The 16,412-nt window shown below is 34.8% G+C and carries 17 protein-coding genes; 2 read left to right on the top strand and 15 right to left on the bottom strand.

Going from position 1 to position 16,412, the window contains the following annotated elements; all coding sequences use genetic code 11:
- Window positions 1-62: 62 nt before the first annotated feature.
- Window positions 63-284, bottom strand: a complete 222-nt coding sequence (locus LpgJCM5343_RS03790; RefSeq protein ID WP_003649044.1) for a YneF family protein — start codon at window positions 282-284, stop codon at window positions 63-65.
- Window positions 285-356: 72 nt separating this feature from the next.
- On the bottom strand, window positions 357-605 hold the full coding sequence (locus LpgJCM5343_RS03785) for a DUF896 domain-containing protein (protein ID WP_003649045.1): 249 nt from the start codon (window positions 603-605) through the stop codon (window positions 357-359).
- Between the two features lie 138 nt (window positions 606-743).
- On the opposite strand from LpgJCM5343_RS03785, the gene lexA reads away from it, so the two are divergent.
- The gene (gene lexA, locus LpgJCM5343_RS03780; protein WP_003647498.1) at window positions 744-1,367 is read left to right on the top strand and encodes a transcriptional repressor LexA; all 624 of its coding nucleotides are present in this window, start codon (window positions 744-746) and stop codon (window positions 1,365-1,367) included.
- A gap of 34 nt (window positions 1,368-1,401) precedes the next feature.
- On the opposite strand, the gene LpgJCM5343_RS03775 is transcribed toward lexA, so the two are convergent.
- Entirely contained in the window at window positions 1,402-2,052 is a 651-nt protein-coding gene (locus LpgJCM5343_RS03775; protein WP_039156950.1) for a uracil-DNA glycosylase, read from the bottom strand.
- Window positions 2,036-2,464: a bis(5'-nucleosyl)-tetraphosphatase gene (locus LpgJCM5343_RS03770; RefSeq protein WP_101890609.1), complete on the bottom strand. Its 429-nt coding sequence runs from the start codon at window positions 2,462-2,464 to the stop codon at window positions 2,036-2,038. The genes LpgJCM5343_RS03775 and LpgJCM5343_RS03770 overlap by 17 nt, the downstream gene beginning before the upstream one ends.
- Before the next feature lie 172 nt (window positions 2,465-2,636).
- Between LpgJCM5343_RS03770 and lepB the strand changes: the two genes are divergently transcribed.
- Complete coding sequence (gene lepB, locus LpgJCM5343_RS03765) at window positions 2,637-3,278, top strand: signal peptidase I (RefSeq protein WP_035429749.1); 642 nt, start codon at window positions 2,637-2,639, stop codon at window positions 3,276-3,278.
- Window positions 3,279-3,371: 93 nt separating this feature from the next.
- Here lepB and rplS read toward each other — a convergent pair whose 3' ends face one another.
- The 11 genes from rplS to LpgJCM5343_RS03710 all read right to left on the bottom strand — a co-directional run bounded on the left by rplS (window position 3,372) and on the right by LpgJCM5343_RS03710 (window position 16,325).
- Window positions 3,372-3,722, bottom strand: a complete 351-nt coding sequence (gene rplS, locus LpgJCM5343_RS03760; protein ID WP_020806926.1) for a 50S ribosomal protein L19 — start codon at window positions 3,720-3,722, stop codon at window positions 3,372-3,374.
- Window positions 3,723-3,835: 113 nt separating this feature from the next.
- Window positions 3,836-4,558 (bottom strand): tRNA (guanosine(37)-N1)-methyltransferase TrmD, encoded by a 723-nt coding sequence (trmD, locus tag LpgJCM5343_RS03755; protein ID WP_101890608.1) that lies wholly within the window; start codon window positions 4,556-4,558, stop codon window positions 3,836-3,838.
- The gene (rimM, locus tag LpgJCM5343_RS03750) at window positions 4,548-5,069 is read right to left on the bottom strand and encodes a ribosome maturation factor RimM (RefSeq protein WP_003649052.1); all 522 of its coding nucleotides are present in this window, start codon (window positions 5,067-5,069) and stop codon (window positions 4,548-4,550) included. Before rimM ends, trmD begins: the two co-directional genes overlap by 11 nt.
- A 68-nt stretch (window positions 5,070-5,137) precedes the next feature.
- Window positions 5,138-5,410, bottom strand: a complete 273-nt coding sequence (gene rpsP / locus LpgJCM5343_RS03745; RefSeq protein WP_003647505.1) for a 30S ribosomal protein S16 — start codon at window positions 5,408-5,410, stop codon at window positions 5,138-5,140.
- An 86-nt stretch (window positions 5,411-5,496) separates the two neighbouring features.
- Entirely contained in the window at window positions 5,497-6,927 is a 1,431-nt protein-coding gene (ffh, locus tag LpgJCM5343_RS03740; RefSeq protein WP_003647506.1) for a signal recognition particle protein, read from the bottom strand.
- Between the two features lies 1 nt (window position 6,928).
- The gene (gene ylxM / locus LpgJCM5343_RS03735; protein ID WP_003649054.1) at window positions 6,929-7,270 is read right to left on the bottom strand and encodes a YlxM family DNA-binding protein; all 342 of its coding nucleotides are present in this window, start codon (window positions 7,268-7,270) and stop codon (window positions 6,929-6,931) included.
- 140 nt (window positions 7,271-7,410) lie between these two features.
- Window positions 7,411-8,835 carry a C69 family dipeptidase gene (locus LpgJCM5343_RS03730; protein ID WP_003649055.1) on the bottom strand — a complete coding sequence of 475 codons (1,425 nt, stop codon included), beginning with the start codon at window positions 8,833-8,835 and terminating at the stop codon, window positions 7,411-7,413.
- Window positions 8,836-8,874: 39 nt separating this feature from the next.
- Window positions 8,875-10,206 carry a signal recognition particle-docking protein FtsY gene (gene ftsY, locus LpgJCM5343_RS03725; RefSeq protein WP_101890607.1) on the bottom strand — a complete coding sequence of 444 codons (1,332 nt, stop codon included), beginning with the start codon at window positions 10,204-10,206 and terminating at the stop codon, window positions 8,875-8,877.
- Between the two features lie 2 nt (window positions 10,207-10,208).
- Window positions 10,209-13,769, bottom strand: a complete 3,561-nt coding sequence (gene smc, locus LpgJCM5343_RS03720) for a chromosome segregation protein SMC (RefSeq protein ID WP_101890606.1) — start codon at window positions 13,767-13,769, stop codon at window positions 10,209-10,211.
- Window positions 13,770-13,783: 14 nt separating this feature from the next.
- Window positions 13,784-14,464, bottom strand: a complete 681-nt coding sequence (rnc, locus tag LpgJCM5343_RS03715) for a ribonuclease III (RefSeq protein ID WP_039156961.1) — start codon at window positions 14,462-14,464, stop codon at window positions 13,784-13,786.
- 103 nt (window positions 14,465-14,567) lie between these two features.
- The gene (locus LpgJCM5343_RS03710; protein ID WP_101890605.1) at window positions 14,568-16,325 is read right to left on the bottom strand and encodes an oligopeptide ABC transporter substrate-binding protein; all 1,758 of its coding nucleotides are present in this window, start codon (window positions 16,323-16,325) and stop codon (window positions 14,568-14,570) included.
- Between the last annotated feature and the right edge of the window lie 87 nt (window positions 16,326-16,412).

Here is a 16,412-nt window from a genome sequence, read left to right as displayed (position 1 = left end):
TATACAAATAGACAGAGGAATCCGGTCCTCTGTCTATTACCAAATATTAGTAAAGTAAGCTACTACTTTTGTTGTTGATGCTTCATCATATTCATAACTTGATTAAGCTTCTTAGCGGATGGTTTTTGTCCCATTTGCGCCATCATAGCTGCAATCATATCTTCACTAATAGGAGGATTGTCTTGGAAATACTTCTTCATGTATGCACGAGCACCGTAAAATCCGCCGACAAGACCGATTAATAATGCGATAATAATAAGAAAAATTGCTAAACCTAAATTCATTTCCCAAAAACCTCCGAAAATTAATGTACTTTTTCAGCATACCAAAAAAACAGCTATTTTTAAAGTAAAAGATTAATCTTTTCTTAATCCTTTACGACGTTGTGCCTCTTTTGCTTTTTCTGAAGTTACTTCTTTACCATTTTCATCAATAACTACAGTGTCTTCTAATTGCTGCCTAAAGCCTGCACGGAAGTTTTCTAGAAAAGCAGATCTTAATTTCTTGCGTTCTTCAACTTCATCGGGAGTTAATTCGCGTTCTCTACTAATTTTAGTTAGCTCATTAATTCTTTTAATTAGCTTTTCTTCTTCTTTTTTATCCATAAGTAAACACCTCACTAAACAATGTTAGTTTACCCTAATTATAGCAATAAAAAAAGACTCAACTACTAAGAACGCCTGTTTGCTGAGATAAAGTTTTTTTGTTAAAATACTAGTAAGTAACTAGATGGAGAAAAAATTATGACTGAACCACATGCAAATAAACAATTAGAAATTTTACGTTTTATTTACGATACCGTTGAAGAACGAGCTTTTCCACCTACAGTTAGAGAAATCTGTAGTGCAGTTGACCTTTCATCAACTTCAACCGTTCATGGTCACTTAGCTCGACTTGAAAAGAAAGGGTATATTTTAAAAGATGCCACTAAGCCAAGAGCAATTGAAGTAACTGAAAAGGGACGAGAAGCTTTAGGAATTAAGCCTAAAGATATTCCAATTGTTGGTGTAGTGACTGCTGGTCAACCAATCTTAGCGGTTCAGGATATCGATGAATACTTTCCTCTTCCACCTGATCTTGAAAATGATGCTGGCGAACTTTTCATGTTACGCGTTCATGGTGAATCAATGATTAATGCTGGAATTTTAAACGGTGATCACGTGATTGTGCGCAAACAATCTAGTGCAAATAATGGCGAGATCGTTGTTGCAATGACTGAAGACAATGAAGCAACAGTTAAGAGATTCTTTAAAGAAGATGGATATTATCGTTTACAACCTGAGAATGATACTATGGATCCAATTATTTTACCTGTGGTTCAAATTTTAGGCAAAGTTGTCGGTCTATACCGTAATAACATTGATTAAAAAAACTGGTTAGGAAATTAATTCCTACCAGTTTTTATTTTTTCACTAATTTAATTAAAGGTTTTATATTTAACCAATCTTGAGCAATTGTATCTGTCAGTTTTCGGTTATAAAAAACCGCGGCTGGGTGATATTGTGGTATTACCGTATATTTTTCTTTAGACCAAACGTAGCCATCTTTTTTACTATTTAATTTCAAAATCGAGGTATTTTTAATAATCTTACCATGCACTTTACTAATCTCATATTTATGATCAAGTAAGCGGCTCAAAGCAGTCGTGCCCACAGTTACGATAATTTTAGGTTGAGCATATTGAAGCTCGAAATCTAATAAAGGAGCATGCGCTAGAATTTCTTTTTTAGTTGGCTTTCGGTTAGGGTATTTTATTACTTCTTTATTTTCTTTTTTACTAAATACCCTCTTAACACTATAAGGTCGACTTCTTACTGCGCTTGTAATGTAAACATCTTCTCGCTTTAAGCCAATTGAAGCTAATGACTTCATCAATTCTTTTCCTGAAGCACCATGAAAAGGAATCAGCGACTCTATTTCTTCTCTTCCTGGTGCTTCGCCAATAATCATTAGTTTAGGATGAACTGGACCAGCTCCAAAATTGATCCCTTCTAATTTCATCCCTCTTGATCTTTCCTTAACTTCAACTAATAACTTATCTGGATATCTCATTTTTAATGTAGTCCTGTGCCTTTTTTAAGAGCTCATTCAATTCTTCATAATGCAAGCATTTACTGGCCTCTTCTAAATTCACCCATTTAGAAGAGCCAATTTCACTTCTTTGTAATTTAATTTTTTGAGTTGGAATGAATTCACTTAAAAACAAAGTTACTGTCTTCAAACGATCACGAGTAATTTTATAAGTGAGACTTTCTTTAAAATTAAAATCATAGTTTGGTCTTAATCCCACTTCTTCGTAAACTTCTCTTTTTGCCGCTTGTACATTATTTTCTCCAGCTTCAAGATGTCCTTTAGGAAAACCCCATGTACGATTAAGCATACTTTGAACTAATAAAAACTCTATTTCATTTTTATTAATTCTATAAATGATACTGCCCGCTGAATACTCATGCACTGTCTTCATTATGCGCCCTCCTCTTAATTTACAGTTTACTTCATTATAAGCTAAATTATCATTTTAAACCTTTTTGAGATTTGTTACTTTTCTATTTTTCTCTCTTATTTTTAGTTTAATCGACAAAATGCAAATTTAAGGTTACACTTTATGGTGAAATAGATTAAATAAGGTGAAGAAATTGAAAAAACAAGAACAAACTGAAAGCTGGGGACAGTGGATTCTCCAAGTACTAATTTTAGTAGCGATATTTTTTGGTATATTCTTTGTACTAAATAAATTTGTTTTTGCTAATTTAACAGTATCTGGAATTTCAATGCAGCCAACTTTTGAAAATAATGATCGTGTTATTGCACTTCGCCATGCAAAGATTAAACAAGGCGATATTGTAATTGTTGATGCTCCTGATGAGCCTGGAGCTCTTTATATTAAAAGAGTTATTGGGCTACCAGGTGATACCGTTGTAAGTAAAAATAATCAGATCTATATCAATGGTAAAAAAATTAATCAGCCTTGGTTGAAGGCTGGTCAAAAGTTAATTGATAATGGTGAAGATGGTGTTTCTGGTACTAAATATACCAATACTCAAAACTTTACTTTAAGTTCTTTAGCTAAAACACAAAATTACCGCCAATTCTACACTGCTAAGCAACTAAAAGAAATGCAGAAAACTAACAAAGTTCCCGCTAATACCTACTTTGTAATGGGAGATCATAGAAGTGTTTCAAAGGATAGTCGTTACATTGGAACAATTCCACGAAGTAAAATTGTTGGCGTGGTAAAAATGAGATACTGGCCATTAAATCATATTACATTTTATTAATAATTAAGAGTTTCTTTTTTGAAACTCTTATTTTTTGTATAAAAAAAGCTATCTCTCTCGAGATAGCTTCTAATATTGTCTTGATTAACTGAATTAACCGCGACGCTTTTCAGCAATTCTAGCTGCCTTACCATGACGGTCACGTAAGTAGTAAAGCTTAGCACGACGTACACGACCGTGACGAAGAACTTCAACCTTAGCAACACGTGGGTCGTTTACTGGGAAAGTACGTTCAACACCAATACCAGATGACATCTTACGTACAGTGTAAGTTGCGCTAATACCAGCACCCTTACGCTTGATTACAACACCTTCGAACATCTGGATACGTTCGTGAGTACCTTCAACAACACGTACGTGAACACGAACAGTATCACCTGCACGGAAGTCAGGCATGTCATCACGTAATTGTTCTTTAGTTAATTCTTGAATTAATGGATCCATTATTTTCTCTCCTTCTACGGCATTCATCAACACTTAGTGCCAGCGGAATACCCATAAATAAGTGGCTTATGCCACAACGACTAGTTTACCAAATAGAAAAAAGCTTGTAAATACTAATTCTCTTTTTCAAGTTTAATTTCTTCAAGCATCTTCTTTTCTTCATTTGTTAGTTCTCGTTCAGCTAACATATCTGGGCGATGAAGATAAGTTGCTCGCAACGCTTCTTTGTGGCGCCATTCGGCAATTTTTTGATGATTTCCAGATGTTAATACTTCAGGTACCTTTTCTCCTTCAAAATCAGCTGGACGAGTATATTGAGGATATTCTAAAAGTCCATGAGAAAAACTTTCCTCAACTGGAGAAGCAGCATTTCCTAAAATTCCAGGCAATAAACGTACAGTTGCATCAATCATACTCATCGTCGGCAATTCTCCACCCGTAAGGACATAATCACCGATTGAAACTGTTTCATCCGCTAAATCATAGACTCTTTGATCGAATCCCTCATAGTGGCCACAAATAAAGGTCAAATTTTCTTCTTTAGCCCAATTTTGCGCCATCTTTTCATTAAAAGTCTTTCCTTGAGGGGCTGTAATAATTACCTTTCCTTTATTAGTTAAAGAATCTAAAGCTTTTTTTATCGGCATAATTTGTAACACCATGCCAGCTCCTCCTCCATATGGAGTGTCATCAACATGATGGTGGACATCTGTAGTAAAATCACGGAAATTAACTAAATTTAGCTCCCATTTTTTATCTTCTAATCCTCTTCCTAACATTGATACTTGTAAAGGGGTAAACATATCTGGAAATAGGGTTAAAACATTAATTCTCATCTCGTAATCCTTCAAGTAAAGTTACTTCTATTCTCTTATTAGCTAGATCAACGTTGTTAACGACTGATTCAATATTTGGGATCCAGAAACTTTTGCCATGCTCTGGTTTTATCTCCCAAATATCGTTAGCACCAGGAGTTTCAATATTTGCCAAAACTCCAAGCTTTTCACCAGTTTTAGCATCATAGACTGGGCAATTCAAAATATCTTTGAAATAGTAGCTGCCCTCAGGTAATTCTTGCTGATCTGTTTCTGCTACATATAATTCTTTACCACGAACTTTTTCAGCTTGATCAATATCATCTATTCCTTCAAATTTAACCAAGTAGAATTGTTTATGACGACGTGTAGCTTCTACAATTAATTCTTGGTACTGATCACTATTCTTAATGAATAATCTGCTTCCATTAGCTAATCTTTCCTCAGGAAAATCAGTAGTTGCATTTACCTTAACTTCCCCCGTCAAACCATGAGGAGATAATATCTTTCCAACTTCAAAATACTCAGTCATTATACTTATTCTTTCTAATAAAAAAAGTTTGGGAAAAGCTTTCCCAAACTTCTAATTGCAATAGTAAATTACTTACCGTACTTTGCGTCGTGGTATCTAGTCATCAAACCAGCTTTTGAAAGCAAGCTTCTCACAGTATCTGATGGTTGAGCACCCTTTTCAAGCCATTCAAAAATCTTATCTTCTTCAAGCTTAACTTCATCAGGGTTAGTAAGTGGGTTGTAGTAACCAACTTCTTCGATAAAACGACCATCACGTGGCATACGTGAGTCAGCAACTACGATACGATAAAAAGGTTTTCTCTTTGAGCCCATACGGCGCATACGAATCTTAACAGACATTAATTAATTCCTCCTAAATTTCTTGACTTAAATAATATAGCATAAAGCTAAATGTGTGTAAAGTGCTTTTCCTTAACAGTTAAAAATTATTTTGAGCGATATCGTTTAATCTTCTTCATGCGCTTCTTTTTATTTTTCTTGAAGCGCTTATTCATTGATCTCATCGCCATCTTACCCATTGGTGAATTCATACCTGGCAGATTGGCGAATTCGCCCATATCTCCCTTAGTCATCTTTTGCATCATTTCTTTTGATTGCTTAAATTGTTTAATCATGCGATTGACTTCGGCAATTGATCTACCAGAACCAGCAGCGATTCTGCGTCTTCTTGATGGATTAAGAATATCAGGATTTTCACGCTCTTCAGGTGTCATTGAGTAAACGATAGCTTTAATATGAGAAATTTGTTTTTCTGGAATTTGGATATTCTTTAAAGCAGGGTTATTTCCTAAACCAGGAATCATTTTTATAATTTGATCCAACGGTCCCATCTTTTGTACTTGATCCATTTGATCAATGAAGTCATTAAAATCAAATGTATTTTCACGCATCTTCTCAGCCATTTTTTCGGCTTCTTTAGCGTCATAGTCTTGTTGAGCCTTTTCAATTAAGGTCAACATATCTCCCATACCTAAGATACGTGACGCCATTCGATCAGGATGGAAAGTTGAAAGATCAGTTAATTTTTCACCTTGTCCAGTAAAGATAATTGGAAGACCAGTAACAGCACGAATTGAAAGAGCTGCACCACCACGAGTATCACCATCAAGCTTAGTTAAGATGATACCCGTTAGATCTAAATCATTATTAAATCCTTCAGCAACTTGAGTAGCTGCTTGACCGGTCATTGCATCAACAACAAGCAAAGTATTGTCTGGATGAGCAACAGCTGTTACACGTTTTAATTCATCCATTAACTGTTCATCAATTTCAAGACGACCAGCTGTATCGATTAAGACATAATCATTTTTATTCTTATCTGCTTCTTCAAGACCATGCTTTACAATCTCTGCTACATCTTGATTGTCTTCACTATAAACTGGTACATTTAACTGCTGACCAATTTGCTTTAACTGATCAATCGCAGCTGGACGATAAATATCGCCTGCAATTAATAAAGGTCGTGCTTTTTCATTTTTCATTAGATAATTTGCAAGTTTACCAACGGTAGTAGTTTTACCAGTACCTTGCAAACCGACCATCATAATAATGGTGGGAATATGTTGAGACTTATTAAGAGAAACAGCCTCTTCTCCCATCATCTTAGTTAACTCGTCATCAACGATTTTGATAATTTGTTGTCCTGGATTTAAGCTCTCTTGAACTTCTTTACCTAAGGCTTCTTTCTTAATCTTCTTAATAAAGTCTTTTACAACCTTAAAGTTAACATCAGCTTCTAGTAAAGCTAACCGAATTTCACGACTTGCATCGTTAATATCAGCTTCAGAAATTTTTCCTTTACCTGTTAAATTTTTTAATGCTTTTTGAAGTCTTTCACTTAAATTTTCAAAAGCCATGCTATTCTACTCCCATTTGTTTCAATAATTTTAAAAGTTCAATCTGAGCACGATTAATTTTGCCATGTTCAAGGGCATAAACGGCTTCAGTTATTTTTTCTTCTATTCTTATATAATCACGCTTCATATGAAGTTTATCTTCATACTTTTCTAAAGCCTTGCTGCTTCGTTTTAAATTATCATAAACAGCTTGACGAGATACATGGTGATTATCAGCAATTTCACCTAAAGACAGGTCATTATAATAATAATCTTCAAAATAATCTTGCTGCCCCTTGGTTAAGAGTGGACCATAATAGGCAAACAAGTCACCTAGTCTTTCATTTTTTTCTAGTTCATCCATTTGTCTCACCTTGAACCAGTATAGCAAAAAAAACGTTTTTCTAAAATAATAGCCATATACTTTTAAATCAACTTTTTTAGTTTATCAAAAAGAAGGTTAAGCAAATGAACGCTTAACCTTCTTTCTATTAAAGCTTTTAATTATAGATTTGGATCCATCTTAAATGTTAACTTAGACATCTTAATGGCATCCGTGAACATTTGACCCATCAATTCTTCACTGTCTTTCTTAGTATGAGCAACAGTCTTTTGATTTTCACGAGTCAAGTAGTTAGTTAATTCTTCGCCACTCAAATCTTTAGCATTTTCAATGATTTCTTCAACTCTACCACGGTAATAGCGGTTAAGTTCTTCAAGGTACTTAGTATCAAGTTGAACAAATTGAGGATAGTGACTTTCAACCAAAGCAGCAAGGGACTTGTAATACCACCAAGCATCTTCTTTATTGTAAGTCATTGAAGTGTTGTTAAATGATGGATCAGTTTCATTCATATTAGCAAAGAATGGAATATATGGAGTAAATGTTGGACCACCAATACATAACCACATAATACCCGCCATTTCTTCAGGAACATCACTTCTAATCTGCAAGATATGTGAGTTTTGAGTTCTGTTTAATCCAATTGGACGGTAGCGGTGTTTTTCCTCTTCAGTTCCATGGCCAAATGGATCAAATGGCGTATCTTGATAATGAGAACCTAGTGCAAATTCAATATCTTCTTTAGCTAATTTCTTAGAAGCTTTTCTAATGAATGGAATATCTGGATCTTCAGGATCTTGTTCAATTTCTGGATTGAAAAGTTTTTGAATATACCATTGACGACTAGTATTGTAGTGACGATCTTGTTCAGTATATGTTCCAAAAATATGACGGAAATTCCAACCTTCGTGATCAGGATTTAAGTGGTTCTTTTCAACAAATTCTTGAATTCCTTCACTCCACATAAAGTTATCAGGATCATCAAAATTAACTTGTTGGATAGCTACACGGTTACCTGTTGCTGCATAACAATCATCTGGAATACGTTGAGCAACCCAGTGGTGACCAGTAACAATTTCCATGTACCAAACTTCATCTTTATCACCAAATAAAACTGAGTTTCCAGCAGGAGATCCATACTTCTTGATCAATGAACCCAGACGCTTAACACCAGCTCTAGCAGAGTCAATGTATGGCAAAACTACAGTTTGCATACAATCTTCATCTAAGCCATCTTCAACTAATGGATCAAATGCCAAAGTTCTTTCATTACCATAAGTTGATTCAGTACATGACATTGCAACATTCTTTTGATTAATACCGCTTTCGTCATAGTAACCTAATTTTTTATAGTCAACGTTTGGAACAGCTGGTACTCTTTGAGCATCTTCTGGAAGATCCATTTCAAATTTATTAAGCCAAGACTTAATTTTACGTCCCTTTTCACCATGAGCAGCTGGTTCAATAATAAACTTTTGTGGTGTAATTGCACCTGCTGTATCATCATTACGTGAAATCATCACTGAGCCATCAATTGAGGCTTTTTTACCAACTAAGATAGTTGTACATGCGCTTAAATGCTTCATTATTTACTCCTTTTATATTACTTATAGCTTCATCTATGATTAGATTAATCCTTGGAAGAGACCGATTGCAAATTTTTCTGCGTCAAAGTTTGCTAAATCATCAACCTTTTCTCCCAAACCAACTAATTTAACTGGCAAATCCATTTCATTTCTAATTGCTAAAACTACTCCACCCTTAGATGAGCCATCAAGCTTGGTTAAAACTAAACCTGTAAGTTTTGTAGTCTTATCAAAATCTTTTGCTTGAAGCAATGCGTTTTGGCCAGTTGAACCATCAAGAACTAAAAGAACTTCATTAGGTTGATCAGGTAAGATTTTCTTTATTGTTCGCTTGATTTTATCCAGCTCACTCATTAAGTTTACTTTATTTTGAAGACGACCAGCCGTATCAACTAATAGGAAATCTATTCGTCTGTCCTTAGCTTTTTTAACACCATCATAAACTACAGAAGCAGGATCAGCTTTTTCAGGTCCAGTGACTACCTCGACGCCATCACGTCGTCCCCATTCAACCAATTGCTCTACAGCTCCAGCTCTAAAAGTATCAGCTGCTACCATCATGACAGACTTGCCTGAATCTTTGATTCTCTTGGCCAATTTACCAATCGTCGTTGTTTTACCAGCTCCATTAACACCAACAAACAAATATACATTTGGCTTTGCTTCTGGATCATCAGCTAGTTTTGAATCTTTGCCTTCGCCGCCTTTGTCATAAATATCAACTAATTTTTCGACAATGACTTGTTTTAAGTCGTCGTGACTTTTGGCATTTTGAAGTTTTGCTTCATCCCTTAAAGAATCGGTTAATTCTTCAGCAGTTTCAAAACCGACATCTGATTCAATTAATAAGTCTTCAAGGTCATCAAAAAAGTCTTCATCAACTGTTCTAAACTTAGCAAAAAATGCATTCAGACGAGCACCAAAGGAATGATTCGTCTTTTCCAATCCTTTATCATATCGCTCTTGTTCATCTTCTTTTTCAGCTGATTCTTCTTCAGTATTTTCAGCTAAATCAGTCTCTGGCTCAGACACTGAAATCTTATCTTCATATTCTTCAGATTTTGATTCTTCTAAAGAAGTATCTTCAGCTTTAGTTGTCTTTTCTTCTACTTCGTTTTGACTTTCTTCAAAAGCACTACCAGCATCACTCCAGCCAGGAGTTTCGTCAGAGTCTTCGGTTTCTTCATCAGGCTTGTTAGTTTCTTTTAAAGCTAGGTCTGACTCGTTTTCAGGTTCTTCAGCCTCAGTATTCACTTCAGAATCTTGAGCTTCTTCAGTCGTTTCTTCATCTACTTTATGTTCTTCTTTTTCTTCTTGATCTTCATCTTTATGACCAAAAAGAGATTTTTTGATCTTATCAAATAACCCCACTGCTAATTCACTTCTTTCTTAATTTCGTTTAACGATACCGATAAAACCTTGGAAATACCAGATTCCTGCATTACAATTCCATATAAATTATCTGCTTTTTGCATTGTACCGCGACGGTGAGTAATTACAATAAACTGAGTCTTCATGTCATAGTGATTCAAGAACTGAGCAAAGCGATCAACATTAGTTTCATCTAAAGCTGCTTCTACCTCATCTAAAATACAGAATGGGACGGGATTAACTTGTAGCATTGCAAATAGTAAGGTAATTGCAGTTAAAGCTCTTTCACCACCAGACAAAAGCGTTAATTTTTGTGACTTTTTGCCAGGCGGCTGGGCAATAATCTCAATTCCCGTTTCAAGTAAGTTCTTAGGATCAGTTAGCTCTAATCTTGCATGTCCTCCGTCAAACATAATTGGAAAGATCTTTGCAAAACTCTTTTCTATTTGATGGAAGGTTGTACTAAAGCGGTTCTTTACTTCGTCGTCAAGTTTAGACATAGACTCTTCAATATCTTTTCTAGCCTTTAGTAAATCAGTCTGCTGGCCATTTAAGAAATCATAACGAGTTTTAACATCTTCGTATTCTTCAATCGCATTCAGATTTACTTCGCCAATATCTGCTAAAGACATCTTATGCAAATGAACCTCACGCTCTAACTTTTTACGCAACTCTGTTGTATTCTGTCCTTTAGACAATTGCAACGCAGCTTCAAAAGTCAAAGAATATTCTTCACTCAAAGTACCAAGTTTTTGATTGATTTGAGATTTTAATTCTCCAAGTTTTGCAGAATATTCTTCCTGTTCGGCAGCTGTGTTTTTACGTAAGTTATAATTTCTGGTTGCTACTTGGTCAAGATTATTTATCTGAGCATCAAATTTACCTAAATCTTGGTTTATTTCAGCTAAAGCTTGTTGCATCTGCTTTTTCTTTTTACTTAATTCAGCGACTTGCTCTTCTATCTCAGTTTCGCTTTGACCATTTTGAGATAAAGCAAGTGCCTTGATTTTTTCATCAATGTCTTTAAGTCTAGAATTAGTATTTACCAATTGCTCTTCTAATTCTGCTTTTTTCGCATTAAGGTTTTCAAGCTTATTCTTTACTACAGCCAAATCAGAATTTAAGTTACTTAATTTAGTCTGAAGTTTTTGATAAGCCTCATCAAAATCATTTAGATCACTCTTTAACTGATCCATTTTTGACCTTTGTGTTTGAGCTAGCTTCTCAAGTTGATCTTTTTTAACTTGTGCCTTTTCAAGGCGACTGGTAAGTTCTGCTTCTTCTTGCTTTTTCTCAAGCTCAGCTTTTTGTTGTAGATCGTTTAACTGATTTAGTCGCTTTACTTCTTTTTCTTCATTTTCATACTTAATTGCTTGTTCACTAATCTTTTGATTTAAAGAATTCAATTCAGTATTTTTGGTTTCTAAGTCAGTTTGTAAATCAGATAACTTATGATTTAGATCATTCAAAGTCGCTTCTAATTTAGCAAATTTTTCTTTACCAACTTTAATTTGATTTGTTAATTTATCAATTTCCGCATTAGTTGCAAGTGGAGAATTATTTCTGGTATTTCTGGTTCCCCCCGTCATACTTCCACCAGGGCTAATAATATCTCCGTCTAAAGTAACAATACGATAGTAACGACCAATTCTGCGTTGAACACGTAAAGCTGTATCAATAGTATCAACTACTAACACATTCCCTAAAAGATAAGAAATTGCATTTGAAATATTAACTTTAGTTTTAGCAGTTACTAAATCTGCCGCTACACCCTTAAATCCTTCGATGCTTTGAAGAGAATTCAATGTAGAAGTTGCAATTTCATTATGACGCAAGCCATCTAATGGTAAAAAGGTAGCTCTCCCGCTTCGAGTTTGTTTTAGCAAATTAATTGCATCTCTTGCACTATTCTGGTCAATAGTTACTAAATCTTGTACTCCGCCACTTAAAGCAGTTGATAAGGCTGCTTCTAATTCAGCTGGGAAAGAAATCAGCTCGCCAATAACACCAACAATTCCATGAAAATCACTTTGATGGTTTAAAACGTATTTAACTCCATAATAATAACCTTCATGGCGATCTCTAATTCGCTTTAGCCCCTCTACTTGCGCAGAAATCTGTTGTAATTTATTTCTGACACTCAAATAGGTTTGTTCATTTTGATCTTTAAGCTTACTTTTTTGAGTAATCTTTTGGTCAAGAGACGAAATAGTTTCATTTAATTGTTGTCGTTTTAAAACAAGATCATGGCCTTGCTTCTTTAGTTCTGCAAGAACTTTTTTCGCTACTGCTAATTGCTCTTCAACCTCTTGCTGGCGATTATTGCTTGATTTTTGGCTTCGCGTCAATTCATTTTTTAGGTAAACAATCTCGTTATTATTGCTAGTTTGATCTTGTAAAGTTTGAATATAATCGGATCGAACTTTCTCTAACTGATTATTTAATTGTTCTGGTCCTTGCTTAAGTTCCTGCTTTAATTCCTTTTGTTTCTTTAAAAATTCTGCAAGAACTTGATTCTGACTCTTTAGATCTTCTTCATTAGCCGTCAGCTGCTTATATAAATGTTTTTGTCGTTCTTTTAATTCTTCAGCCTGAGCATTATATTCTTTTTGTGTCGCAACATCATATTCTCTTGATTGTTGGTGCATCTGAAGATCAGTATTAAGAGCAGCAAGTTTTTGCGTCAAAGATAACAGCTCTTGTTGTTTTTCATCTTTTTCAGCGTGACGTTTATTTGATTGTTTGCGTTTTTCTTCTAAATCAGCCTGTGATTGCTTAACTTCATTATCTAACTTATCAAGTATCTCTTGATTAGTATTTGCTTTCTTAGCAACATCTTTTTTCTCTTCATTTAAGCTTTCAATTTCTAAACCTAAAAGTTGCTTTAACTTATGGTCTAGCTGTTCTTTTTGAAACTTATATTCTTTTGCTAAAGAACTTTGTTCATGAAGTGGCTCAATTCTGCCTTCTAATTCTTTAACTAAGTCATTAATTCTAATTAAATTAGCATTAGTCTTATCTAATTGCTTTAAAGCAGTTTCTTTTTGTTGTTTAAAATGAAGCACACCAGCTGCTTCTTCAAAGATCCCGCGACGCTGCTGCGGTTTAGAATTAAGAATTTCATCAACTTTTCCTTGAGAAATGATGCCCAAACTGTCAGAAGACATACCTGACTCAATAAAAAGTGTTCTAACATCTTTTAATCTTACGGGATGATGATTTAAAAGATAATCACTTTCGCCGTTACGCAAAATTTTTCTGGTTACGATAACTTCTTTTTCATCAGAAGCAAGTTGGTGGTCGCGGTTATCGAAAATCAACTCCACTTCAGCATGATTCATTGGAGCACGCATTTGACTACCAGCGAAAATAACATCTTTCATATTTTCACCACGTAAAGACTTGGCAGAACCTTCACCCATTACCCAGCGAATTGCTTCAGTAATGTTACTTTTTCCACTACCATTTGGACCAACGATTCCCGTAATACCATTATTAAATCTAATTGTCGTCTTATCAGCAAAAGACTTAAAACCATTTAAAACTAATTGTTGTAGTGGCACAGACTCACCTTTTCTTATTTATTTTTATCTAATGCAGCTTGAGCCGCTTGCTGCTCAGCAGCTTTTTTATTGCGGCCTTGTCCTTCAGAAATCTTTTTATCATTTACAAGTAATTGTACTTTAAAGGATGGCTTTGATTCATCTTCGGCAATTACTTGATATTCAATCTTAACTGGCCCATTTACTTGTAGACGTTCTTGAAGCTCAGTCTTATAATCTCTTGAAGCGTTAAAATCACCTTCAGCAATCAATGGATAAACTGTCAAATGCAAGAAATGTTGTACAGCTGGCATTCCTTGATCTAAGAACAATGCTCCATTAAATGCCTCAAAGACATCTTCAAGAAGTGTCTTGCGCTTTCTTGCCCCAGCCTTTTCTTCTCCCTTACCAAGATTAATTTCTGCTGGAAAACCACATTCAATCGCAAATTCAGAAAATCCTTCAGTTCTAACAATATTAGAACGCATTCGCGTTAATTCACCTTCATTTAATCTTGGAAAATGCCGATATAGATAATCGGATACAGCTAGTTCAAGAACAGCATCCCCTAGAAACTCTAACTTTTCATAATCTTTTCTCCCGGGATGTTCATTTGCATAAGAAGAATGAGTGAATGCATCTTCAAGTAAATTTTCGTTATTAAACTTTATTCCGTATTTTTCTTTTAAATTATTTTTAAAAGCTACTGAAACCATAGTTGCTTCCTTTCTTTAACCCTTTAATTATACCTATTTTCTGCTATTAAAAAAAGCTAAAGAAAAAGGCGCGGCCATCAGTCGCACCTTTTGTTTATTTGATTTATTTAGCATAACCAACATAGTACCAATTAGGGAATCCGCCACCCATACTCTTAGATGGAGCTAATGAGTAACCGGTCAACTTGTTGTTAACAGCATAAATACTGTAACTATTTGAAACTGGAACAACGTAAGCTTCCTTGTCCATATATGCTTGCCATTGGTGGAATTTCTTAACTCTATAGCTGTTATTAAAGGCTTTTTGAGAATCAATATCGTTCAACAAATCAGTATTTTCTTTAGTAACAAATCTACTGTAGTTAAATGGAGCCTTAGCACCGTACAAGTCTTGAGGTGAAGGCTCTGAAGAAAGTGACCATGCACCAATAAACATATCAACATCTTTAGAATCATTTTGAACTTTATCGTAGAAGGAATTCATTTCCATCAAACGGCCACTAGTTAACTTAACATTCAAGCCCAATTTCTTCCATTGCTGGATGTAATTTTGAATAATTGGTTCTTGAACCTTGCTACCAGTCATCGCAGCTAAACGAATAGTCAAAGGCTTGCCATTTGGTTGTACACGGTAAGCACCCTTCTTCTTGTAGCCTGCCTTATCAAGTAATTCGTTACCCTTTTTAATGTTATAAGTATAGCCCTTAACATCTTTATCGAAGTAATCACCGAATTGTTTTGGAATTAAAGTAGGAATTCTAAATGAAAGACCATATGAATATCTCTTGTAAACTTGATCAACATTCATACCATAGGCAATAGCTTGACGTAATGCTCTGTTGTTCATCTTAGCATCTTTATTCATCACGTTTTCGCCCTTAGCTGAATCCCACTTACCCACTTTAAAGCCTAGGTAAGAATATGAAAGTGGAATATTTGCAATAAAGTTTACTCCTTTAGTTCCTTTAATATTAGGCCACTGTGAATTACTTACTTGAGTTACATCAAACTTATTACTCTTAATGGATTGAGCAACTGAAGCTGGTGTAATTACAGAAGCTGTAATTTTATTTAAGTGTGGCTTACCCTTGTAATAATGTTCATTCGGAACCCATGATACTGATTGTCCACGAACCACCTTGCTTACCTTGTAAGGACCATAGAATAATGGATTTTTACGAACCTTATTACTTGAAATCAGCTTATCAAATGGCACATCTTTTAAATAATGGTAAGGGGCAGCTGCCTCCCAAATATAACCATTACCACTTTGGTTCATGCCAGGCTTCATTTCTTTAAAATGAAGTACTACTGTACGACCATTTTCACCCTCTGGCATTTCAATACCAGAAATAGTATCAGATTTTCCTTCATGATATTCTTCTAACCCTTCAAGGTCAGCTAAACTTGAAGTATAACGTTGAGAATGCGTTGCCTTATTAGCAATAATTTCATAGGCATATTCATAGTCTTTAGCAACTAATGGCTGACCATCTGACCATTTAACTTTAGGATTAATTGTAATAGTTGCAGTTTTTGCATTCTTATTAATCTTAATATCAGCAACTCCGCCTTTAACAAATTTATAGGTGTCGTTAGTTGCAAACAATGACTCATCACCATATTGCATAACTTCTGAGTCAGTATTGTTAGTTGATAGCTCATCGTTAAAAATACCAGTAAAAGGTGTATCAGTAACTACGGCAACACTAACGCTACCACCATTTTTTATTGCTTTTTTAGGAGTATACTCCTTAAAGTTAGGGTGACTCGTATCTTTGTTGTTATTACCACAGGCTGCTAAAGTTAAGGCAACACCTGAAAGCAAAGTTAATGTGCTGATTAATTTGCCTTTCTTCATTAAATTTTCCTCCAATAATATTGGACAAGTTGATATATTTAATTTTAGCACTGAAAAAATTTTTAACAAATCACAAAAAAGGTCGTC

Origin of the sequence: Lactobacillus paragasseri (assembly GCF_003584685.1) — a bacterium.
Classification (GTDB): domain Bacteria; phylum Bacillota; class Bacilli; order Lactobacillales; family Lactobacillaceae; genus Lactobacillus; species Lactobacillus paragasseri.
This window is presented reverse-complemented; position numbering and strand designations above follow the sequence as displayed.